The organism is Corallococcus silvisoli (assembly GCF_009909145.1).
Lineage (GTDB): Bacteria > Myxococcota > Myxococcia > Myxococcales > Myxococcaceae > Corallococcus > Corallococcus silvisoli.
Genome location: NZ_JAAAPJ010000008.1, coordinates 459260 through 480421, shown reverse-complemented (window position 1 = coordinate 480421; position 21162 = coordinate 459260). Strand labels below are relative to the sequence as shown.

The window sequence follows — 21162 nt, the reverse complement described above, 5'->3', positions numbered from 1 at the left end:
GACCCGGCGGGCCCTCCGTCCCCGGGGCCCCTACTGCGCCGTCGCGATGGCGCTGTACACGCCGGGGCTCTGCCCCTGGCCGATGATGTAGACAGCCCTCGCGTCGTCCTTGCCGGCGAAGTACGCGGGAACCTGCACGCCCTGGTCGAGCGTCTTCCGCGCCCCCGACTTCACGTCATAGATGGCCACGTCGTACGTGTCCGAGTCCATGCGCGCATACGTCGCGAGCACGCGCGAACCGTCGTCGGAGACCTTGTAGCTGAAGATGCCCTGCAGCCACGTCTTCGCCTCCGCCTGCTTCTCCCCCAGGTCCAGCGCCTTGAAGTCGCACGCGCGGCCGTTGCGGATGCAGTTGGTGCGGAACACCACCGCGCCGTTGTTCGGCGTGAAGCCGTAGCCGAACACGCCCGGCTGCACCTTCTCCGCCTTCTCCTGGCCGAGCGCGTACAGCATCAGGTCCACGGAGAACACCGGCTTGAGGAAGCGCGACAGGAACGCGACGTAGCGGCTGTCCGAACCCCACACGAAGTTGGGCACCCGGTCCCCCACGCGCTTCGGCGCGCCATCCGGCAGCGACGCGACGCCCAGCGAGCCCGCGCGCGACGGCTGATCATACCGCTCCAGGAAGCCCACCGCCTTCGAGTCCGGCGCGAAGGCCATCTCCTCCACAGCCTCGCCCACCTTGCGCCCCGCACCGCCGGACGATGGGCCCACGTACAGGTCGCCCAGCTGCTCCGGCTTGCCGTTCTCCGTGCGCGCCAGCCACTGCCCATCCGGAGAGAAGCCGAACACCTTCGTGCCCACCGCGAGCTTCTGCCCCTTCAGCGCGGGCACCTCCGCGAGGTACAGATCATACATCCCCCGCACGGCCTCGCTGCGCACCTGGTACGCCACGCGCTTGCCGTCCGAGGACACCTGGTAGTCACCCACCTGATCCGCCAGCTTGCGCGGGGGCTCGCTCGCGCCCACCGTCACCGCCGCCAGACCGCCCGCGGCCGACAGCCTTCGCTTGAAGAGCAGCGTCTTGCCGTCCGGGGTGAACTGCGCGGTGCTCACCTCTCCCGCCACCGTCTGGAAGGGGCCGTTCGGCAGGGGGCCCAGCTTGAGCGCGCCCGCGTCGACGAACGCCACGTTCACGCCATCCGGAGACGGCAGCAGGTACGTCACCGCGGAGCCCAACGTCACAGGCTCCGCCGCCGCGTCCGCCATGGCCAGCACGTGCAGCTCTCCGGACTGCGAGGCCGGGTTGTAGCCCGTCACGTAGAGCAGGTGCTTCGAGTCCTGGGAGAACAACAGGCTGCCCGGCACGTTCGTCACGCCATCGCCCAGCTCCCTCGGCTTCCCGCCCGCCACCGGCACCACGTACAGCGTGCCCACCAGCATCTGCGGCGGGATGCCATCCAGCCGGGGCTTCTGCCCGTTGAGCAGGTACGTGGCGAACTGCCCGTCCGGTGAGAGCCGCAGGTCCGCCGCGCGACCCGCCGCGAGCAGCTGACCCTGCCCTCCCACCACCGCGGTGCCCTTCGCCGCGCTGCGGACCGTGTCGCCCTTCGCGGCGCTGCGCTGGGACGGCGCGCTTCCATCCTCGCCCTTCTTGCACCCCGTCACCGCCAGCAGGGCCGCCAGGCCCACCATGCCGATCCGCTTCATGCGCTCGTCTGTCCTTCCGTCTGGGCCGAAACGCCCGCGTGTGGCAGCCAGGCCACCAGGTCCTGCTTCGCCCGCGCCGAATAGGCCGCGCGCTTGTCCGCCTTCTTCATCCGCCCCGTCAGCGGCGGGAACAGCCCGTAGATGACGTTGGTGGGCTGGTGCGGATGGTCCGGCGGGTGCGCCTCTCCCGTCAGGTGCCGGTACAGCGAGCCCAGCGCCGTCGTCGCCGGAGGCGGCACGAACGCGCCTCCCGTCAGTCGCGCGTGGATCGCCAGCGCCACCAGGTAGCCGCATGCCGCGCTCTCCACGTAGCCCTCCACCCCCGTCACCTGCCCCGCGAAGAACACCCGCCGCTCCGTCTTCAACGACAGGTCCTCCGCCAGCAGGCGGGGCGAGTCGATGAACGTGTTGCGGTGGATCTGCCCCATCCGCAGGAACTCCGCATTCTGGAGCCCCGGGATGCACGTGCCGAAGATGCGCTTCTGTTCACCCCACGTCAGACGCGTCTGGAAACCCACCATGTTCCACGCCGTCCCCGCCCGGTCCTCCATGCGCAGCTGCACCACCGCGTACGGATCCATCCCCGTGCGCGGGTCCTTCAGGCCCACGGGCTTCATCGGCCCGAAGGCCAGCGTCTCGTCGCCGCGCTCCGCCATCACTTCGATGGGCAGACATCCTTCGAAGTATTTCGGTTCCTCGAAACTGTGCGGCACGACCTTCTGGCCCGCCTTCACCTCCTGGACGAAGCGGTGGTACTCCTCCTTCGTCATGGGCAGGTTGAGGTAGTCATCCCCGCCGCCCTTGCCGTAGCGGCTCTGGCGGAACGCCACCCCCATGTCGATGGAGTCTCCGGACAGGATGGGCGCGATGGAGTCGTAGAAGTAGAGCTTCGTGCCGACGTGACGCTCCAGGTCCTGGGTGAGCGCCTCCGACGTCAGCGGCCCCGTCGCCACCACCACCACGCCGTCCTGCGGCAGCCGCTCCACCTCCCCCGCCACCATCTCCACCCCCACGCCGGACTGGAGCCGGGTGGTGATCTCCCGCGAGAAGCCCTCGCGCTCCACCGCCAGCGCGTCACCCGCGGGCACGCGGTGGAGATCCGCGCTGCTGAGCACCAACGAGCCCAGCGCACGCAGCTCCGCGTGCAGCAGGCCAATGGCGCTCTCCGGGTTGTCCGACCGCAACGAGTTGCTGCACACCAGCTCCGCGAGCGTGTCCGACTTATGCGCGGGAGAACGCTTGTGCGGCTTCATCTCCCGCAGCACCACCGGCACGCCGCGCCGCGCGAGCTGGTACGCGCACTCGGTGCCCGCCAGGCCCCCGCCAATCACCGTCACCCGCTGCTGCTTCACGTCCGACATGCATGCCTCCGGGCCCCGCGGTCCCCGGGTGCCCCAAGCAGGTCCTGTTAGCAGGAAGGCCGCGCCCTTTCACGCCCGCCCGCCTGCCCTGCGTCCCACCATGCGTGCGGACTGGGAGGTGAGGTTTCCCCACCTGTGTTCGAACCCTAGGTTTCTCGCGGTCTTCGCTCGGGACGGCACCGCGTCCGGGCAAGCACCCTTCAACCGCGAACCTGGGATGGGAGTCACGCAGCCATGAGCCGAACCGACGACTTGTTGAAGATCCGGGGCCTGCTTCAGGAACGCCGCCGTTCGACCGAGGCCGCCCAGGCAGGGGCTCGCCGGGAGCTGGCGGCCCTGAAGGACCAGGAGCGCGATCCCGAGTACGAGGAGCAGGCGCAAGCGGAGCTGGCGGACTACACGCTCTCCACGCTCATCGAGGCGCAGCGCCGGGAGATCATGCTCATCGACGCGGCGCTCAGCCGCATGGACAACGACGTGTTCGGCGAGTGCGTGGACTGCGGCAATGAAATCTCGCTGGACCGCCTGGAGGCCATGCCCTTCGCGATCCGCTGCGAGCAGGACGCCGCCGAGCATGAGCAGGAGACGCGAGAGGCCGCGCGGCACGTCGGCAGCCTGTCCCTCTAGCGAAGCCGTCCAGCGCTCCCCCGTGCCTCCATCCCGCGCGGGGGAGCGGTGTGTCTGGCGCCCGGAAGGGCGCACGCAAGGGGCCTACTCCGCGTCGCGCTGGAGCACGATGAAGCGGTAGTTCCGCAGCTCGTTCTCGCCCGCCGTGTAGAGCACCGTCAGCAGCAGATCGTACGGGACCATCTTGTCCGCGATGACCGACAGCTCATGGCTGAACGGGGCGGCCGGGTTGCGCTCCGCGATGAACTTGAGCTTCTGCACTTCCTTCTTCAGCTGCGCGTCCAGGCCCAGCACCAGGCGCCCCTGGAGCTGGGCCTCCGGGATGCGTCCATCCTTCAGCCGGACCACCTCGCGCTCCCCCACCAGGATGTTCTTGGGGGTGATGGTGATGGCCACCGTGTCCTTCGGCGTGGCGCGCGTGGAGGACACCGGCGGCCGGACGTCCTCGGACGCGGTGATGGCCGCGGAGGACGACGCGAAGGACTTCAGCAGGAACACCAGGATGATGGTCATCATGTCCATCATCGCGGTGATGTTGAGCTCCTTCACCTCGCTGGCGGCCTCGCGCTCCTTGCGCTTCTTGCGCGTGAGGGCCCGGCGGTAGCGCATGCGCGCGAGCTGCTCGGCTTCTTCGGCGGTCAGGGGCGCGGGTTCGGACATGGCTACAGGGCGCTCAGCGTGACGTCGGGGAAGAGCAGCTTGCGCTCGCTGGCGGAGCCCGCCGTCTCACGCAGGGCGTCCATCGTCTGGATGAGCGAGTCGTAGGGGATGTCCGGATCCGCCGCGACGATGACCTTCGTCTCCTGCGGGAAGGCGGCCTTGAGCTTCACCATCCGCGCGTTGAGCGCGGCGAAGTCCTGCGTGCCGTCCGCCTTCAGCGGCACCGTGGGCGCGCCTCCCTCCGCGGGCGCGGCCTCCGGGCTGTTGCCCCGGACATAGAGCCCCTTGTGGGAGATGAGCACCGTCAGCATCAGCTTGGGCGCGTCCGCGTCCCCCTGCCCCAGGCCCGCGGCGCCATAGGTGGGCGCGGACACGTTGAGCGCGCCGAAGGCGGTGAGCCCGGTGATGGACAGCAGCATGAAGATGATGAGGTTCATGAGGATGTCGAGGTACGGGACGATGTTCAGCTCGCCCCCCTCTTCCTCTTCCCTCGGCTTCAGCTTGCGGCGCGAGTGGTGGAACGCCATGGCGAGCCTCCGCAGTCCGGCCCGGGACTACGACGCCGCGCGGACGTCGCTGTCCGAGGGGACGACTTCCAGCGAGCCCCGGCGCGACAGCAGGTTCTCCAGCTTCAGGGCCTGGAGCTCCACCTGCTCCACCATGTTCTTCGCGTAGTTGCTGAAGAACAGGTGCGCCACGATGCAGAGCACCGCGATGGAGAGGCCGAAGCCCGTGTTGTACATGGCCTCCGAGATGCCGTTGGAGAGCAGCGCCTGCTTCTGCTCCGCCGGCACGTTGCCCAGCGCGCGGAAGGTGCCGATGAGGCCCACGATGGTGCCCACCAGGCCCACCAGCGTCGCGATGTTCGCGAGCGACCACAGCCACTGCACGCGGCGCGAGACGTGCGGCGTGTGCTCGGCCAGCGCCTCCTCCACCGCCCGGGCCACCTCCAGCTCCCCGCGGTTCGCGTTGATGAGCCCCGCGCGGATGACGCGCGCCAGCGGCGAGCGCGGCGCCATGCCACAGAACTTCACCGCGCGGTCCAGGTTGCCGCTGCGCACCATCTTGTGGACCTGTTCGATGAACGCGCTCGCGTTGAGGCGGTAGCGGTAGAGCAGCGTCACCGCGCGCTCCCCCACGACGGCCAGCGAGGCGGCCAGCCAGAACAGGTTCACGAACATGAACGGGCCGCCGGCCTTGAACGCGCCGACGATGAAGTCCCCCAGGCCTCCAGAAGAGGCATGGCCCGCCGCGGCGGGTGCGGCCTCGGCCAGCACCACGCGCAGCAACTCGTTCACCGAGGGAATCATCGCGGACCGCTTCCTTTCGCCGCCCCCGCGCGCACCCCTGCCGGAAACAGGCAGGAGGCGATCACGGGCCGGGAGTAATCCGGACTTCTAGGACTTCGCCCGCGAGGGTGTCAAGCCAGGGGGAAACAGCCAGCCCCCTGGAATGACTGGGGTTTCCGCTCAGGCCACGGCAGGGGGCGGAGAAGCGGGCGCGGCCTCGGCGGCCCCCCCGGGAACGCCCTGCTCCACCACCTCGCGGCGGTAGTCGCATTCCTTGTTCGGGCACGCGATGTAGGCGCCGTCCCGCTTGGAGAACTTCTGCAAGAGGTAGGGCGACGCGCACTGCGGGCACTGCTCCGCGAGCGGCCGGTCCCACGCGGCGAACTTGCACTCGGGGTACCGGTTGCAGCCGAAGAAGATCTTCCCGCGTCCGCTGCGGCGCTCGGTGAGGTAGCCCACCTTGCACTCCGGGCAGTTCACGCCGATGGAGATGGGCTTGGACGTCTTGCAGTCCGGGTAGCCCGAGCACGCCATGAAGCGCCCGAAGCGGCCGCGCTTGATGACCATGGGCTTGGTGCACTTCTCGCACTTCTCGTCCGTGGTCTCCTCCTCCACGATGACGATCTTGCCCTCGGCGTCCCGCTTGAAGTCCTTGGTGTTCTTGCAGTCGGGGTAGTTCGAGCAGGCGAGGAAGTGACCCATCTTCCCGAACTTGATGACGAACGGGTTGCCGCACTTCTCGCAGGCGATGTCGGTCTTGATCTCCTCGCGCTTGACGTCGCGCATCTCCGCTTCGGCCTTCTCGAGCGTCTCCTTGAAGGGCCCGTAGAAGTCGTGCAGCACCGTCTTCCAGGACGCGCCGCCGTCCGAAATCTGGTCCAGCTTCTCCTCCATGCTGGCCGTGAACGTCACGTCCATCTCATGGGGGAAGTGCTTGACCAGCATCTCGTTGGTCATCTGGCCCAGGTCGGTGGGGCGGAAGCGGCTCTCCAGCTTCTCCACGTACTTCTTGTCCTGGATGTTGGAGAGGATGGCCGCGTACGTGGACGGACGTCCGATGCCGCGCTCCTCCAGCTCCTTCACCAGCGTGGCCTCGCTGAAGCGCGGGGGCGGCTGGGTGAAGTGCTGCTCGTTGAGGAGCCTGTCCAGCGAGAGGACCTCGCCCTCGTTGAGCGGCGGCAGCTCACCCACGGCGTCCTCGGCGCCCTCTTCTCCAGCGGCCTTGGCCTTCTCCGCCGCGGCCTCTTCCTCCGGGGTGAGGCCCGCGCCGTAGACTCCCAGGTAGCCGGGGAACTTCAGCGTGCTGCCGGACGCGCGGAAGGTGGCGCGGCCCGCGGTGATGTCGGCGCTCGTCTGATCATAGACGGCGGCCTTCATCTGGCAGGCGACGAAGCGGTTCCAGATGAGCTCGTAGAGCCGGAACATGTCCAGCTCGTCCATGGCGTCGAAGAAGGGACGCACGCGCTCGGGCGGATACTCCAGGGACGTGGGCCGGATGGCCTCGTGCGCGTCCTGGGCGCCCTTGCGGCTCTTGTAGACCATGGGCTCCGCGGGCAGGTAGTCCGCGCCGAACTTCTTCCCGATGAAGTCGCGCACCTGCGTCACGGCGTCGTCGGACAGACGCGTGGAGTCCGTACGCATGTACGTGATGAGCGCCGTCTGGCCCTCCTCCCCCAGCGGCACGCCTTCGTACAGCTTCTGCGCCAGCGTCATCGTCTTCTTGGCGGTGAAGTGCAGCCGGTTCGCCGCCTCCTGCTGGAGCTTGGAGGTGATGAAGGGCGCGGGCGCGTTGCGGCGGCGCTCCTTGCGGTCCACCTTCGCCACGGTGAAGGGCGCGTCCTTCAGCTCCGCGACGAGCCCGTCCGTGGTGGCGCGGTCCTTCAGCTCCATCCGCTTGCCGTCCACGCGGGACAGCTTGGCCTTGAAGGGCGGCGGCCCCTGCGGGCCCTGCACCAGCGCGTCCAGCGTCCAGTACTCCTCCGGCTGGAAGGCCTTGATCTCCGCCTCGCGCTCCACGATGAGGCGCACCGCGACGGACTGCACGCGGCCCGCGGACAGGCCCCGGCGGATCTTCTTCCAGAGCAGCGGCGAGATTTGATAGCCGACGAGCCGGTCCAGGATGCGCCGGGTCTGCTGCGAGTCGTAGTTGTCCTGGTTGAGCTGGCGCGGCTGCGCGATGGCGTCCTGCACCGCGCGCTTGGTGATCTCGTTGAAGGTCACCCGCAGGGAGTCCGGGTGGCCCAGCTCCTCCTTGATGTGCCAGGCGATGGCCTCGCCCTCGCGGTCGGGGTCCGTGGCCAGGAACACCCGGTCCACGGTCTTGGCCATCTTCTTCAGCTCGTTGAGCACCTTCTCCTTGCCCTTGATGACCGTGTACTCGGGCTGGAAGTCGTGCTCCACGTCGACGCCAATCTTGCTCTTGGGCAGGTCCTTCACGTGGCCCACGGAGGCCTTCACCGTGTAGCCGGTGCCCAGGTACTTCTTGATGGTCTTGGCCTTGGCGGGCGACTCCACCACGACCAGGTAGTGCGGCCCCTTGCCACGGCGCTCGGGCACTTCCTCCTCGGCGTCGGCGTCCACGGTGGGCAGCTCATCGCCATCCGCGCCCCGGCGACGGGCGGCCGTCTTCTTCTTGGCCGACACCTTCTTCGCCGCCGTCTTCTTCTTGGCCGCCTTCTTGGCCGCCGGCTTCTTCGAGGCCGCCTTCTTGGGCGTCTCCTCCGCCGCCGCCTCCGTCTGCGCCGCCTGTGTCTTCTTCCGCGTGGCCATGGCTCTCCTACCTCGGACTGCCTCTAAACCTTCTCGTACCGTTTACCCGGGTGCTGGACCACCAGCCCCGACAATTCCAACTCCACCAGTGCGCTCGTGAGCGCCGCGGGGGACAGCGGACTGCCGGCGAGCACCTCGTCGAATGAACGAGGAACCCTGTCCAACAGCCCATACGCCCCGCGCGCTTCCGCCGACAGGGCCTGCCACCACCCACCATCCCGTCCCGCGGGCACCGCCCGGACCGGATGAACGCCCACCGCCGCGCAAACCGCTTCCGCCGACGTGCACGCCTGGGCCCGCCCGTCCGCCAGCAGGGCGTTACAGCCCGCCGCCGCCGGCTGCCAGAGCTCCCCCGGCAGGGCGAAGACCGGGCGCCCCTGCGTCCGGGCCGCCTCCGCGGTGTAGAGGCTCCCGGAGTCGTGCGCGGCCCGCATCACCAGCACCGCATCCGACGCGCCAGCGATGAGCCGGTTGCGCCGGGGGAACGTCGTCGTGCTCGCCCGCACGCCGGGGGGCAGCTCGCTGAAGAACACCCCTCCCCGCTCCAGGAAGTGGGGGAGCAGGCGGGCTTGAGCCGGGTCCAGGGCGTCCAGCGCCGACCCCAGGAAGGCCCACGTCTCCCCCCCCACATCCAGCGCGCCCCAGTGGCACGCCCGGTCCACGCCCTCGGCCGCGCCCGACACCACGCCCACGCCAGCCTCCGCCACCTTCCGGGCGAACGTGCGAGCGAACGGCAGGAAGCCCTGGTCCGGATGGCGGCTGCCCACCATGCCCAGACGCCGCCGGGGCGGCCCTGGCTGGCCCCGGTGGAACAGCAGCGGCGGCGCGTCCTCCAGGCCCACGAGCCGGGCCGGATGGGCAGGCGTCCCCGCGAAGGCCACCTGGATGTCCGCGCGGGCGCAGGCCGCTTCCACCCGCGAGGCCACCTCGTCCAGGGATGCGACGGTGGCGAGCCGCTGGCGGACGGGGGCGGGCACCGGCACGTCGGACACCCAGTCCCGCACGGGCGCGGACGCGAGCCGGGACAGCGCCCCACCGGCGAACGCACGCACCCCGTCCAGCGTCCGGGGCCCCAGGCCAGGAATGGCCCAGAGCGCCAGGCAGGCACGCTGTTCGACTGTGGGTGTGTAAGTGTCCGTGTGCGCCATGCCCATCCCCGCCTGTTTCCCACCTATATAGAGGTGGTCCCGGGAGGGGCGTGACACATAACACCGGAACTTCGGGGGTCAAGCGACCCGCCCTTCCCGGGCGGGTCGAATGCATCATTCCTGCCGGTCGTGGCCGTCCTTCCGGCTAGCGGCTGGCGGTGGGGGTCCCGTCCTTGCGCATGACGGCGCGGTCTCCCGCGGAGACCTCCACCAGGGAGCGGGTCAGCAGGCAGTTGGAGGTGCGCTCACGCACCTCGGTGACCATGCACTGGGCCACGGCCTCCCACGGGTAGGCCTTCTGCTCTTTGCCCGCGTCGCCCATCTTGTAGTCGGTGCGGCCGAGCACGTCGCGGCTGGGGTCGCCCCGGCGCTCGATGGTGAAGGTGTTGCCCACCTGCACGCCGTCCGCGGTGCCACGGTCCACGACGACGAAGTGGTGCTCGCCCAGCAGCGTCTGGCCCGGCGTCATCGGCGTCAGCACGTAGCCGGGGATCTCCTTGCTGTTGGGCTTGGGGGCGATCCGCTCCGACAGCCGCTCGCTGGACGGGCCCACCAGGTCGCCACGGGCGATGGGGTCCCAGGTCTCCATGATGCGCGCGGTCACCACGTCGTTGTTGACGGCGACGACCTGCACCGTGCCCAGCAGCTCCGTGAGGAACCCCGTGCGGGCGTTCGTCACCGGGTGCTTCACCTCTTCCACGGTGTGGAAGATGACGTAGCGGTCGCCGACCTTGGCGGCGCCGCGCTTCTTGAAGCGCAGGTAGACCTTGTCCGGGGCGGACAGCATCAGCGCCTCGGAGGCCGAGCCGTCGATGCGGCCCGCCTCGTCCAGCTCCCGCGCCGTCACGAAGCCCTTGGTCGTCACCGGGCGCGTGCTGGATGGGTCGTAGCCGATCTTCCCCACCACCGACACGAGGCTGCCGCCGCTCACGTCCTGGGGCGCCGTCATGTCGTCCGCGGGCAGCTCACCGGCCTCCACGCGCGAGGGCACTTCCTCGCCTCCGGGGAAGAACTTCACGTTGTTGCCCGGGTAGATCCAGTGCGGGTTGGCGATCTGCGGGTTGTAGGACCAGACCTTGGGCCAGTACCAGGGGCTGCCCAGGTAGCGCTGGGACAGGTCCCACAGCGTGTCGCCGGACTCCACGGTGTGCACCTGACCGGGCGCGCTCTCACGGCCCTGACGGGCGCCGGGCGGGAGCGTGACGGAGGTGGGCCGCTGCTCCACGTCGTCGGAGATGTCCTGGCCCTCCGTCTCACTGGCCGGCTGCGGTTCCTCCTCTTGCGCGTCCTGGGCATGGGCCGTCCACGCCGGCGCGACTGCGAGGGGCACGAGCAGGGAGGCAAGGATCCGGGTGCGCATCGGACGACGTCCTTTCACGAAAGGGGCTTACGGCGAGAGCGCGGCGAGCCGCTGCTCCGCCTGCGTGGCGGCGGCCGTCCCCGGGAACTGGGTAACGACGCGAGTATAGAGGGCCCGGGCATCCACGGCTTGATTCAGCCGCACCCGGCACTCCGCGAGCCGGAGCATGCCGTCCTGGACGGCATCCCCAGCGGGATAGGTCTTGATGAGCCGTTCGAACGTCTTCGCCGCACCGGCCGGATCCTTGAGGCCCATCTGGCCCAGCCCGCTGAAGTACAGGGCATTGTCGGCGCGAGGGTGGCGGGGGTTCTCGTCCGCGAAGCGCGTGAGCTTCTCCACGCCCCCCTCCACGTTGCCGGTGCGCAGCATCGCCACGGCGTGCTCGTACTCGGCGTCGAGGATGGCCGGATCCTTCTCCGGCACCTCCACCCGGCCCGGGGACGCGAAGCCCGTCCCCGACGAGCCCTCCACCGGGCTGATGAACATCTCCATCTGATCCGTGTCCGGCTCCACCACGGGCACCACGGTGTTGATGCGCGGCGCCGGTTCCTTCTTCGGCTTGAGCCGCACCACCGCGAGCTGCGCCGGGGGCAGCCCCAGCGCCTCGCCGGTGCCGCCGACCTCGGAGGAGGAGGCCTCGGTCCGGGGGCTCGCCGCGCCCGCGGGGGACGCGGACGGCGTGGCGGCGGGCGAAGCGCTCCGGGCAGCGCGGGCGACGGCGTCGCGGTTCTCCAGCCGCTCCAGGCGCTCCACCAGCGTCGCCTGGGTGGCGCGCAGCGTGCGCACCTCCGCCTCCAGCCGGCCCACTTCCGCCTGGGAGGCGGCGGTGGTGGCGCATGCGGTCGGCGCGCTCAGCGCCACGGCGGCAAACAGGCGGAAGAGAAAGGGACGCACCGACACGAGCCTGGACGGAGGGGATTCCACGTCGAGGATAGGAAGGCCGGTGAGAGACCGTCAAGAAAACGGCCGTATGGGCCCAGCCGCTAGAAGCGGTGGAGCACGAAGTTGAGGTGCCGGCCGGTGCGCCCCGCGTCCCGCCGGTGCGAGAAGAACCGCTCGCGATCACACGCCGTACAGGCCTGTAGCACGTCCACGTGCTCCGGCTTCAGGCCCGCCTTCAGGAGCGACGCCTTCACCGCGTGGGGCAGGTCCAGGTGGGGCTTTTCACCCGCTCGCACGACGTCCGGACCGAAGCGCGCGCGGAAGCGGTCTCCCAGCTCCGCGGAGACCTCGTAGCAGCACGCCTGGATGCAGGGCCCCACCGCCGCCAGCAGGTGCTCCGGCTGGCTTCCCCGCGCCCCCAGCGCCTCCACCGCGCGAGCGCTGATCTCCAGGTCCGTGCCCCGCCACCCTGAATGCACCGCCGCCACGCGCCGGCCCCGAGGATCCACCAGCAGCACCGGCACGCAGTCCGCGGTGCCCACCGCCACCCAGCTCCCCTCCCCTTCCGTCCACAGCGCGTCCGCTTCGCCCAGCGTCGGGCGCAGCGAGTCGTCGTCCGCGCCGTGCGCCGGCAGCACCGTATCGCCATGCACCTGCGACACCCGGCAGAGCGCCCCCACCTTCGCGCCCACCGCCTGGGCCAGCCGCCGGTGGTTCTCCTCCACGCGCGAGCGCTCGTCGCCCACGGAGAAGCCCAGGTTCAGCGACGCGTAGGCCCCCTCCGACACCCCACCCGCCCGCGTGGCGAAACCGTGCGGCACGGGCAGCAACGAGGACGTGAGGAACGTGGGTAGGGCCATGGGGCGTCTCCGATGCTTCGGGCGCGAACTTGGGACAGGCCTTCCCACCGTGCCACGGACGCAGCCCCTGAAAACAGGAACATGCGGAGAACAACAACCCAGGTTCAATATTTCCACACGAGTACGTTTGACAGGTCGTGTCACCCCCCTGACAATTTCTGGACACTCCGGCTCACGCGGACAGGTCGCGCGGGCGCGGAGCACACTGCGCCCCGCACATGGCCCTCGGTTCCGAGACGATTGGCAGGAAGCTCTTGTGGAGCATCGCCCTGCCTGGATTGGTGGTGGCGCTCCTGGGCGTGGGGCACTTCTCGCGCGAGGCGCGGCAGGCGGTGCGCGAGGGCACGCACCTGGAAGCCCTGGCGCTGGCGGAGTTCGTCGCGTCCACCTTCACGCTGCCGCAGGCGCCGGGCGCGGCGCCGCATGCCGCGGTGACGGAGGCGCTGGCGTCGGACACGCGGCTGTTCCGCTCGGTGGAGGACCTGCGGGTGCTGATGCTGAACGGGCGGATCCGCTGGAGCCGGAAGCCCGCCGAGCAGGGGCATCCGCATCCGGAGGCCGCGCGGCTGAAGGACTCGAGCCAGGAGACGGCGCGCTCCAGCGAACACGGCACGGAGGTGGTGCGTCCCCTGGGCGGTCCGGAGTGCTCCGGCTGTCACGCCGGGGCCGCCGCGCAGCGCATGGGGGTCCTCCAGGTGCGCCTGGGCGAGCCCGCGCTGCACCGCCAGTTGCAGACGGTGTTCCAGGACGCGCTGGGCGCGATGGTGCTCTTCGTGGGCATCCTGGCGCTCGTCACCTGGCTGTCGCTGCGCTTCGTGCTCACCGGTCCGCTCAAGCGGCTGAGCGAGGCCATGGGGCGCGCGGCGGACGGCGACCTGCTGGTGCGCGCGGACGCCCGGGGCACGGACGAGATCTCGCGGCTGGGCGCGGCCTTCAACCAGATGCTGGCGCGGCTCACCTCCATGAAGGTGGAGGAGATCGACACGCACCGCGACCTGCAGCTGGTGAAGGAGAAGCTGGCGCTGAAGGACGAGCTGGAGGAGCGCCTGCGGGAGCTGTCGCTGCTGTTCGACGTGGCGCGCTCGCTCAACACCACGCTGGAGCTGGACGAGCTGTTGTCGCGCATCACCCGGATGGTGGTGGAGCGGCTGCACATCCCCGACTTCTCCATCATGCTCCTCAACGAGGAGGGCCTGCTGGAGGTGAAGCACGCGTGGCCGCAGGGCCGGGGCCTCGAGGGCCACACCTTCGCCATGGGCGAGGGCGCGTGTGGCCGGGCTGCCCAGACGCGCAAGGCGGTGTACCTGCCGGACCTCACCGACGGGACCAGCATCTTCGCGCGGCGCGGGCTGCGCGGCGGCTCGGAGCAGGGCTCGCTCCTGGCGGTGCCCATGGTGCACGCGGAGATCCTGCTGGGCGTCATCAACTTCCAGCGTCCGGACACGGCGAGCTTCTCCGCGGAGGAGATCGAGCTCTTCACGGCGGTGGCGGATCAGGCCGCCACGGCGGTGACGAACGCGCGCCTGCACGCGGAGACGGTGAAGCTGACGCTCACGGACGCGCTCACGGGCGTGCCCAACCGCCGCCACCTCTTCCAGCGCCTGGACCTGGAGCTGGCGCGGGCCCAGCGCTTCGGCGTGCCGCTGGCGCTGCTGATGGTGGACGTGGACCACTTCAAGCGGCTGAACGATCTGGCCGGACACCGGGCCGGAGACGAGACGCTGCGTCGGGTCTCCGACGTGCTGAGGACCCGCGCGCGCAAGGTGGACACGCTGGGGCGCTACGGCGGCGAGGAGTTCGTGCTGCTCCTGCCCCAGGTCTCCAAGACGACGGCGGTGGAGGTCGCGGAGACGCTGCGCCGCGCGGTGGCGGAGTCCGTGACGCTGAGTCGGACGGGGCTGCCCGGCGGGCACGTCACGGTGTCCATCGGCGTCGCGCACTTCCCCACGGACGCGAACACCCAGGAGACGCTCGTCGACTGCGCGGATTCGGCGCTCTATTGCAGCAAGCGCACGGGCCGCAACCGCGTGACGCCGTTCGAGCCCGGCATGGAGGTGCACCCCGGCCGCGAGCGCAGCATCAACGCGCCGCCCGCGGACGCGCCGACCACGCCGCCCGCGCCTCCGGGCCTCGCCAAGGCGTGAGGCTCGAGGCCTCGCGCCCACGTGCGCGCGGTTCCTGAAGCCCCCGCTCCTCGCGGGTGAACAGCGTCGCGGTGAAGCGCCCTGCCCCTACCGCTGCACGAGCGTGCGCACCACGGGGAGCATCAGGTCCGCCCACTCGTCGTAGCCCGCCGCGGAGGGGTGGAATCCATCCGAGCAGAAGAAGTCCGGACGCCGGGGGATCATCTCCCGGCTGGCGGTGAAGAGGTCCACGAGGTGCAGTCCGTGCGTGCGGGCCACCGTGGCGATGGACTCGTTGAACGGCCCGATGCGGCCCTCGTACAACGTGCTGGGCACCATCCTGGCCACCGGCGCGAGCGCCATGTCGGCGATGTTCACCACCACCATCGACGCGCCCGTCTGCTTCAGTCGCCGGGCGATGCGGTCCAGGTCGTCCTGGAACTCCGCCACCTCGGTGCCGCGCCAGATGTCGTTGGTGCCCACGCCCAAGGTGATGAGCGTGGGCTGCAACGCGACGACGCGCTTGAGGGCGTTGTTGACGACGTCGCGCACCCGCGCCCCGCTCTGCCCCAGGTTGGTGTGGCCTACGGGAAGGCCCCCCTGCCGGAGGCGGGAGGCAAGGCGGTCGGGGTAGCCCCCGCCCTGCGCTGCCCCCACCCCCACCGCCGTGCTGTCACCCAACGAGACGTAGTTGACGCTCATCGACGTTCGTCCACCCCCGTGCCCTTCGGGTTGACTCAGCGCTTCGACGTCACGGCATCTTCAGCGCGCGCAGCAGGCGTCCGCCGCCAGGCCCCGCCACGCGCAGCAGCAGCGTGCTGCCCCCAGGCGCGGCGCGGATGACCGCGGCCAGCTCCTTCGCGCTGGCGATGGGCTTGCGGTTCGCCTCCACCACCAGCATGCCTGGGATCAGCTGCGCGCGGTCCGCGGGCGAGCCCGGGACGATGTCGGTGATGAGCGCGCCAGAGCGCTCGGTGAAGCCCGCCTGGGAAGCGGTCCGCGCATCCAGGTCCTGGAGGGACACCCCCACGCGCCGCGAGCTGTCCTGCTCGTCCGTGACCTCCGGCTTCTTCTTGGACAGGCCCTCCAGGTCCGGCCGGGTGCCCATCGTCACCTTGACGTCCTGCTTCTTGCCATCGCGGTAGACCGTCAGCGTCGCGACGCTGTTCGGCTTCTTGAGCGCCACCGTGCGCGTGAGCTCGCTGTCGGAGCGCACCGTCTGCCCGTCGACCGCGACCACCACGTCGTCCGCCTTGAGGCCCGCCTTCGACGCCGGGGAGTCGGGGTTGATCTGCGTGAGGATGGCGCCCTCGTTCACCGGCAGCTTCAGCGCCTGCGCCAGGTCGCGGGTCAGGGGCTGGATGCCCACGCCCAGCCAGCCGCGCGTGACGGATCCGCTCTTCTCCAGCTGCGGAAGGAGCGCCTTGATGAGGTTGCTGGGCACGGAGAATCCAATGCCCGTGCCCCCGCCGACGATGGCGGTGTTGATGCCCACCACCTCGCCCTTCATGTTGAAGAGCGGGCCGCCCGAGTTGCCGGGGTTGATGGCCGCGTCCGTCTGGAGGAAATCGTCGTACGCGCTGGCGCCGATTTCACGGGCGCGCGCGGACAGGATGCCCACGCTCACGCTGGAGGCCAGACCGAAGGGGTTGCCAATCGCCAGCACCCAGTCGCCCACGCGCACCGCGTCCGAGTCGCCCAGCTTCACGGCGGGCAGCTGATCCACCTTCTCCTTGATCTTCACCACGGCCACGTCGGTGAGCGGGTCGCGCCCCACCACCTCGCCGGTGAACGAGCGACCGTCGTCCAGGCGGATGGTGATGGTGACCGCGTCCTCGATGACGTGGTTGTTCGTGAGCACCAGCCCCTTGGGGTCGATGATGAAGCCCGATCCGGCTCCCTGGCGGATCTGCTCCCGCTCGCTGCGGCCCCGGCTTCCTCCGCCCCGACCTCGGCTTCCGTTGCCCCCAAAGAAGCGGTCGAAGAGCGGGTTGTCCTCCATGCCCTCCGGCACTTCAGGACGGGCTTGCACGTCCACGTTCACCACGGCTGACTTCACCGACTCCACCAGCGGCGCCAACGACGCCAGCGACTGGGCCTCGCGCGTGGCGGGTTGCAGGTTGCCAGCCGCCCCAGAGGCCGCCTGCTGCGTCTGCGGGGCGGAGGGCTTGGAAGCGGGCGCCTGCGCGAGGGCGAGCGTGGGTGACGCCAGCACCAGCACGGCGGCCACGAGCGTGCGACGGAACGGAGGGAGCGTGAGGGTCATGGGTTCTTTCAAGCTAAAGCGGAAACGAGGCCCCGCAACCGGAACGACGTCGCCCGGTCACGGGATGTGAACTCCCGACCAGCCTGCCTGTTCCCGAAGCACTCAACCGGGCTGGTACACCCGGTAGTCCAGCTCGGGGAACAGGTTGTCCCGCCCCTCCACGTGGGAGAGCCAGGACGCGTCGACCGTGCCCGCGCGCACCTGGTCGTGCAGTCGGAGGAAGCGTTGCAAATGCTCCTTCGTGCGACGCACGGCGTAGTCCACCATGGTGCCGGTCTTCATGATGAAGGCCCAGTCGGAGGACTGCGCGAGGAGCAGCTCGCGCGCGGCCTGATTCAGCGCCCGGCGCGTCAGCGGCGGCGCGTCGGGAAAGTCCCGGGCCAGCTCCACCATCTGTCGCGCGCAGTGGTTCAGGTGGCGGTAGATCCAGTCGTTGGTCCCGTCCAGCCACATGTTCGCATAGCCGCCCGCGCCCCAGGACGACAGGGGCGGCGTGGCCACCTGGTTCTCCGGGTGCTCGCGCAGGTCATCCAGAGGGCTGATCAACTGGAGGCGGCTGGGGTTGCGCGCGGCCTGACGGATGAGGGCGTCGATGAAGTGCGGGCCTTCGAACCACCAGTGGCCGAAGAGCTCGGCGTCGTAGGGCGCGACGACCACCGGCTTGCGGCCGTTCATGCGGGACGCGAGGTGTTCGAACTGGCGCTCGCGATTGAACAGGAAGTTGCTCGCGTGCACCCAGGCGCGCTCGCGGGCCGCGGCCGGGTCGTAGGGCTGCTTGTCGTTCGTCTTGCCGGTGATGCGGAAGTACTTGAAGCCGGTGTTCTTGCGGTCGCCGGTGGGCTGGACGAAGGGCCGGATGTAGTCCTGGTCCAGGTCCCAGCCGATGTCCCGATAGAACTCGCGGTAGACGGGGTCGCCGGGGTAGCCGTGCTCGGTGCTCCACACCTGCTGGCTGCTCTCCGGATCGCGGGCGAAGGCGGCGACGCCCGGCTCGGTGAAGATGGGCGCGTAGGGGCCATGGAGCGGACGGGGCGAGGCGTCCGTGAGCGCGTGCGTGTCGACGAAGAAGTAGCGGATGCGCTCGGCTGCGAGGATGCGCTCCAGGCCCGGGTAGTAGCCGCACTCCGCCAGCCAGATGCCCGAGGGATCGCGGCCGAAGTTCTGGCGGTAGTGGTTCGCCGCCACCGTCACCTGGGCGCGCACGGCCTCGGGCGTCTGCTGCATCAGCGGCAGGAAGCCATGGGTCGCGTTGCAGGTGAGGATGTCCAGGTGGCCGGAGTCCTGGAGCCTGCGGAACGCGGCCACCAGATCGCGCCGGTACTGGTTGTGGTACGCGAGGCGCAGCGATTCGAAGTGGTCGCGGTGGAAGACGGCCAGCGGGTGGAAGGTGGCGTCATCCCGGGTGCGGTGCACCTCGCGGGCGCCGAGCTCGCAAAGCAGCTCCAACCGCCGGGCGTAGCGCTCCCGCAGCAGCTCGTCGTTGAGCATGGAGACGAGCGTGGGCGACAGCGTCATCGTCACGCGGAACGGGACGCGGTCCTCGACCAGCGCGTCGAACACGCGCAGCAGCGGCAGGTACGTCTCGGAGATGGCTTCGTAGAGCCAGTCCTCCTCGAGGAAGTCCTCGTACTCGGGGTGGCGGACGAACGGGAGGTGCGCGTGAAGGACCAGCGCGAGGGAGCCCAGGCTCATAGGTCGGTCGAGTGGCCGTGCGGGTTCACTTACGTCCACGGCGCGAAGACCGGGACCGGGAGGAGGACTTGGAGCCCGGGGACGAAGGCTCCGGCGGATTCTTCGGCGGCTCGGGAGGCGCGGACGACTTCGCGGTCGTGGGAGCCGCCTCCTTCACAGGCGCGGCACTCGGAGCCACGGGCGCTTCGCTTCGCGCGGGCGCGGCGCTCGAACTCCCTGGCGCCGGAGGAGCCCTTCGCGCCGCCTCGGCGGCCTCGCGCGCCTTGTCCAGGGCGCGCTGCTCGGACGCGGTGGGGCCTCGCGCGATGCTCAAGGCCCACGGGTCCCGAGGCGCCTCCGGCTCCGGGGCTGACGCGGGCCCCGGCGAGCGTGCCTCGGCCCCGCTGACGGGGACAGGGCGCGCCAGCGGGAGGTCCCTCGCCTCGAGTGCCTCGCCCTGTGAAGAGGATGCGGACTCGGGTGCGCGTGGCGCGCTCGGAGTCCCGCTTGCCCCCGTCGCCCGCTCCACGGACAGGGACTGCTGATCCGAAGCGCCCGTCACCAGGGGCACGGCCTGGTATTGCTGATCCAACGCCCCCACCGCTCGATCCACGGACGGGTAGCGCTGCTCCGACGCCCCCACCGCGCGGGGAACGGTCAGATACCTTTGGTCCGAAGCCCCCGGTGCGCGCGGCACCTCCAGATACTGCCGGTCCGAAGCCCCGGGCACGGCAGACACCGTGAGATAGCGCTGGTCCGAAGCACCCGGCGCCCGCGGGACATCGAGATACGCCTGGGCTCCCCGCCCCTCCACGTACCGCTGCTCGGAAGCCCCCGCGGCGCGAGGCACCTCCAGATAGCGGTACGCCGACACGCCTCCAGGAAGCAGCGTCTGCCCGTACCGCTGTTCCGAGGCACCGGTCGCACGAGCCACCTCCAGATACGGGTGGCGGGCCGGTGCTCCAGCGAGCTGGTCCGAAGCACCCGGCACTCGCTCCACGGACAGGTAGCGCTGATCCGACGCCCCTGGCGCACGCGACGGCGCCAGCACCTCGCCCCCGCCGAGCTTCGTCTCTCCCATCCGCGCCACGGCCTCGTACCGTTGATCCGAAGCCCCCGGTGCACGCGGCACGTCGAGATGATCCGCTTCCGCGTAGCGCTGATCCGACGCGCCCGGGACTCGCGGCGCATCGACATAAGCTTCCGTGCGCTCGCGGTGGACCTCCGGCACGTCCATCACGCCCCCGCTCCCCGGCAGCGACACCCGGCGCCAGGTCACGTATTCGCGCTCCTGGACACCTGGTACTCGCGTGGACGCCGCCTCCGGACCCGCCTCCGCGTGCTGTCGCTCCTCGACTGGCGGAGGCATGCGCAGGAACCGGATGGACGTATCCTCTGACGGCCCCGCGGGCGGCAGCGTGGCCCGGTTCGAGGACTGCCCGATGCGGCGCGACCGGCCATCGGCGCCGACGAAGTGCGCCTCCACCCGGTACGTGCGCCCGGGCGACAGGCCCTGAAGGTAGAAGCTGCGCGACTCCAGCGCGAAGTCCACCTCGCGCGACACGCCTTCACCGTCGAACACCTTCAATACGGCGCGAGGCGACGGCAAGCCGTCGAGCGCCCGACCCCGGGTCGCGTCGCTGAAGTCCCAGAAGGCGAACAGCGTGTGAGGATCTCGCGCGAGCAGCACCATCGCGTCGTCCTGGTAGTCCAGGGGCAACACGCCCAGGTGCTCTTCCCGCTCGGGCGACGCGTCAGCCGGCGGCAAGCGCGGCGACTGCTCCTCCAGGAGGTGGTGGCGGCGCGCCTCATCTGGCCCCGCCATCCTCGTCACGAAGAAGCCCTCCACCAGCGGCTCGGCCGCATGGGGCGGCTCGCTCGCGGGCGAAGCGGGCGCATCCGGAGCGACGCCATCGCGAGCGCTCGACGGGCGCGGAGTCGCGACCTCGGGGCCGAGCGACAGCGTGTCCTCGTCATCCGGGTCCCGGCGAGCCTTCTCCCGGGCCGGGAACGTCACCACCCGCGCGGGCTGCGTCCTGGGCCCGCCACTGGGCTGCGTGATGGGCTCCTCGGAAAGTTCTCGTGCATGTGATCCCGAGGCCTCGGCCGGAGGCAGCGGCACGGACTCGGCAGGCGCGGCGTGCACGGGGCCGGAATCCTCCCGTCTGGAATCCAGCGTCCTCGCTTCACCCTTCACGTCCCCCGAGCCACGCTGGGACGTGCCCAGCCCCGCCATGCGCGCGAGCCGCCCCAGGGCGGGAATGCGCTCGGCCAGCGAGGCGACGAACTCCCGGCCCCGGGACGTGCCGGACCCTTGCCGGAGGTATTTCCGGGCCAGTTCCCGCAGGTAGCTCACGGTGACGCCCTTCCGCTCATCCATGGACACCTCGCCTCGTTATGTCGCGGCATACAGGGGGTCAACGCATCCGTCACGGGATGTGTTGGTCTGCCGACCCCGTTCTTCTCCGTCACGCCCGATGACACCTCCGCCTTGTC

16 protein-coding genes are annotated in these 21162 nt (G+C 70.3%); 2 read left to right on the top strand and 14 right to left on the bottom strand.

The features are described 5' to 3' along the window. Positions 1–30: 30 nt before the first annotated feature. On the bottom strand, positions 31–1650 hold the full coding sequence (locus tag GTY96_RS18470) for a gliding motility protein (protein ID WP_143901447.1): 1620 nt from the start codon (positions 1648–1650) through the stop codon (positions 31–33). Beyond that, positions 1647–3011 (bottom strand): methylenetetrahydrofolate--tRNA-(uracil(54)-C(5))-methyltransferase (FADH(2)-oxidizing) TrmFO, encoded by a 1365-nt coding sequence (gene trmFO, locus GTY96_RS18465; RefSeq protein WP_161665384.1) that lies wholly within the window; start codon positions 3009–3011, stop codon positions 1647–1649. Before trmFO ends, GTY96_RS18470 begins: the two co-directional genes overlap by 4 nt. Positions 3012–3245: 234 nt before the next feature. Here trmFO and GTY96_RS18460 point away from each other — a divergent pair, with 234 nt between their 5' ends. Further along, on the top strand, positions 3246–3638 hold the full coding sequence (locus tag GTY96_RS18460) for a TraR/DksA family transcriptional regulator (RefSeq protein WP_143901450.1): 393 nt from the start codon (positions 3246–3248) through the stop codon (positions 3636–3638). A gap of 84 nt (positions 3639–3722) precedes the next feature. Here GTY96_RS18460 and GTY96_RS18455 read toward each other — a convergent pair whose 3' ends face one another. The 8 genes from GTY96_RS18455 to pgeF all read right to left on the bottom strand — a co-directional run bounded on the left by GTY96_RS18455 (position 3723) and on the right by pgeF (position 12606). After that, the gene (locus GTY96_RS18455) at positions 3723–4298 is read right to left on the bottom strand and encodes an ExbD/TolR family protein (protein WP_143901452.1); all 576 of its coding nucleotides are present in this window, start codon (positions 4296–4298) and stop codon (positions 3723–3725) included. A gap of 2 nt (positions 4299–4300) precedes the next feature. After that, on the bottom strand, positions 4301–4825 hold the full coding sequence (locus GTY96_RS18450; RefSeq protein WP_161665383.1) for an ExbD/TolR family protein: 525 nt from the start codon (positions 4823–4825) through the stop codon (positions 4301–4303). Positions 4826–4852: 27 nt separating this feature from the next. Then, the gene (locus GTY96_RS18445; RefSeq protein WP_143901456.1) at positions 4853–5608 is read right to left on the bottom strand and encodes a MotA/TolQ/ExbB proton channel family protein; all 756 of its coding nucleotides are present in this window, start codon (positions 5606–5608) and stop codon (positions 4853–4855) included. Positions 5609–5767: 159 nt separating this feature from the next. Beyond that, a complete protein-coding gene (gene topA, locus GTY96_RS18440; protein WP_161665382.1) occupies positions 5768–8356 on the bottom strand; it encodes a type I DNA topoisomerase in 2589 nt (862 codons plus the stop codon). A 23-nt stretch (positions 8357–8379) separates the two neighbouring features. Then, positions 8380–9504: a DNA-processing protein DprA gene (locus GTY96_RS18435; protein WP_143901460.1), complete on the bottom strand. Its 1125-nt coding sequence runs from the start codon at positions 9502–9504 to the stop codon at positions 8380–8382. Positions 9505–9649: 145 nt separating this feature from the next. After that, positions 9650–10864, bottom strand: a complete 1215-nt coding sequence (locus tag GTY96_RS18430) for a LysM peptidoglycan-binding domain-containing protein (RefSeq protein WP_143901462.1) — start codon at positions 10862–10864, stop codon at positions 9650–9652. A 27-nt stretch (positions 10865–10891) separates the two neighbouring features. Next, on the bottom strand, positions 10892–11764 hold the full coding sequence (locus GTY96_RS18425) for a tetratricopeptide repeat protein (RefSeq protein ID WP_370456573.1): 873 nt from the start codon (positions 11762–11764) through the stop codon (positions 10892–10894). An 83-nt stretch (positions 11765–11847) separates the two neighbouring features. Beyond that, positions 11848–12606 carry a peptidoglycan editing factor PgeF gene (pgeF, locus tag GTY96_RS18420; RefSeq protein WP_161665381.1) on the bottom strand — a complete coding sequence of 253 codons (759 nt, stop codon included), beginning with the start codon at positions 12604–12606 and terminating at the stop codon, positions 11848–11850. A gap of 218 nt (positions 12607–12824) precedes the next feature. On the opposite strand from pgeF, the gene GTY96_RS18415 reads away from it, so the two are divergent. Continuing rightward, complete coding sequence (locus GTY96_RS18415) at positions 12825–14750, top strand: GGDEF domain-containing protein (protein WP_143901466.1); 1926 nt, start codon at positions 12825–12827, stop codon at positions 14748–14750. A gap of 87 nt (positions 14751–14837) precedes the next feature. Here the strand turns inward: GTY96_RS18415 and GTY96_RS18410 are convergent, their stop codons facing one another. The 4 genes from GTY96_RS18410 to GTY96_RS18395 all read right to left on the bottom strand — a co-directional run bounded on the left by GTY96_RS18410 (position 14838) and on the right by GTY96_RS18395 (position 21046). Beyond that, on the bottom strand, positions 14838–15431 hold the full coding sequence (locus GTY96_RS18410) for an SGNH/GDSL hydrolase family protein (protein WP_143901468.1): 594 nt from the start codon (positions 15429–15431) through the stop codon (positions 14838–14840). Positions 15432–15480: 49 nt separating this feature from the next. After that, on the bottom strand, positions 15481–16995 hold the full coding sequence (locus GTY96_RS18405) for a trypsin-like peptidase domain-containing protein (protein WP_143901470.1): 1515 nt from the start codon (positions 16993–16995) through the stop codon (positions 15481–15483). Positions 16996–17097: 102 nt separating this feature from the next. Then, positions 17098–18687, bottom strand: a complete 1590-nt coding sequence (locus GTY96_RS18400; protein ID WP_161665380.1) for a glycoside hydrolase family 57 protein — start codon at positions 18685–18687, stop codon at positions 17098–17100. Positions 18688–18712: 25 nt separating this feature from the next. Beyond that, positions 18713–21046, bottom strand: coding sequence for a DUF4912 domain-containing protein (locus GTY96_RS18395; protein WP_161665379.1), 2334 nt, complete (start codon positions 21044–21046; stop codon positions 18713–18715). Positions 21047–21162 lie beyond the last annotated feature (116 nt).

Excerpts from the sequence above, each read along its gene's own strand:
- GTY96_RS18470 (WP_143901447.1), bottom strand. The coding sequence starts at position 1,650 with ATGAAGCGGATCGGCATGGTGGGCCTGGCGGCCCTGCTGGCGGTGACG.
- trmFO (WP_161665384.1), bottom strand. The coding sequence starts at position 3,011 with ATGTCGGACGTGAAGCAGCAGCGGGTGACGGTGATTGGCGGGGGCCTG.
- GTY96_RS18460 (WP_143901450.1), top strand. The coding sequence starts at position 3,246 with ATGAGCCGAACCGACGACTTGTTGAAGATCCGGGGCCTGCTTCAGGAA.
- GTY96_RS18455 (WP_143901452.1), bottom strand. The coding sequence starts at position 4,298 with ATGTCCGAACCCGCGCCCCTGACCGCCGAAGAAGCCGAGCAGCTCGCG.
- GTY96_RS18450 (WP_161665383.1), bottom strand. The coding sequence starts at position 4,825 with ATGGCGTTCCACCACTCGCGCCGCAAGCTGAAGCCGAGGGAAGAGGAA.
- GTY96_RS18445 (WP_143901456.1), bottom strand. The coding sequence starts at position 5,608 with ATGATTCCCTCGGTGAACGAGTTGCTGCGCGTGGTGCTGGCCGAGGCC.
- topA (WP_161665382.1), bottom strand. The coding sequence starts at position 8,356 with ATGGCCACGCGGAAGAAGACACAGGCGGCGCAGACGGAGGCGGCGGCG.
- GTY96_RS18435 (WP_143901460.1), bottom strand. The coding sequence starts at position 9,504 with ATGGCGCACACGGACACTTACACACCCACAGTCGAACAGCGTGCCTGC.
- GTY96_RS18430 (WP_143901462.1), bottom strand. The coding sequence starts at position 10,864 with ATGCGCACCCGGATCCTTGCCTCCCTGCTCGTGCCCCTCGCAGTCGCG.
- pgeF (WP_161665381.1), bottom strand. The coding sequence starts at position 12,606 with ATGGCCCTACCCACGTTCCTCACGTCCTCGTTGCTGCCCGTGCCGCAC.
- GTY96_RS18415 (WP_143901466.1), top strand. The coding sequence starts at position 12,825 with ATGGCCCTCGGTTCCGAGACGATTGGCAGGAAGCTCTTGTGGAGCATC.
- GTY96_RS18410 (WP_143901468.1), bottom strand. The coding sequence starts at position 15,431 with ATGAGCGTCAACTACGTCTCGTTGGGTGACAGCACGGCGGTGGGGGTG.
- GTY96_RS18405 (WP_143901470.1), bottom strand. The coding sequence starts at position 16,995 with ATGACCCTCACGCTCCCTCCGTTCCGTCGCACGCTCGTGGCCGCCGTG.
- GTY96_RS18400 (WP_161665380.1), bottom strand. The coding sequence starts at position 18,687 with ATGAGCCTGGGCTCCCTCGCGCTGGTCCTTCACGCGCACCTCCCGTTC.
- GTY96_RS18395 (WP_161665379.1), bottom strand. The coding sequence starts at position 21,046 with ATGGATGAGCGGAAGGGCGTCACCGTGAGCTACCTGCGGGAACTGGCC.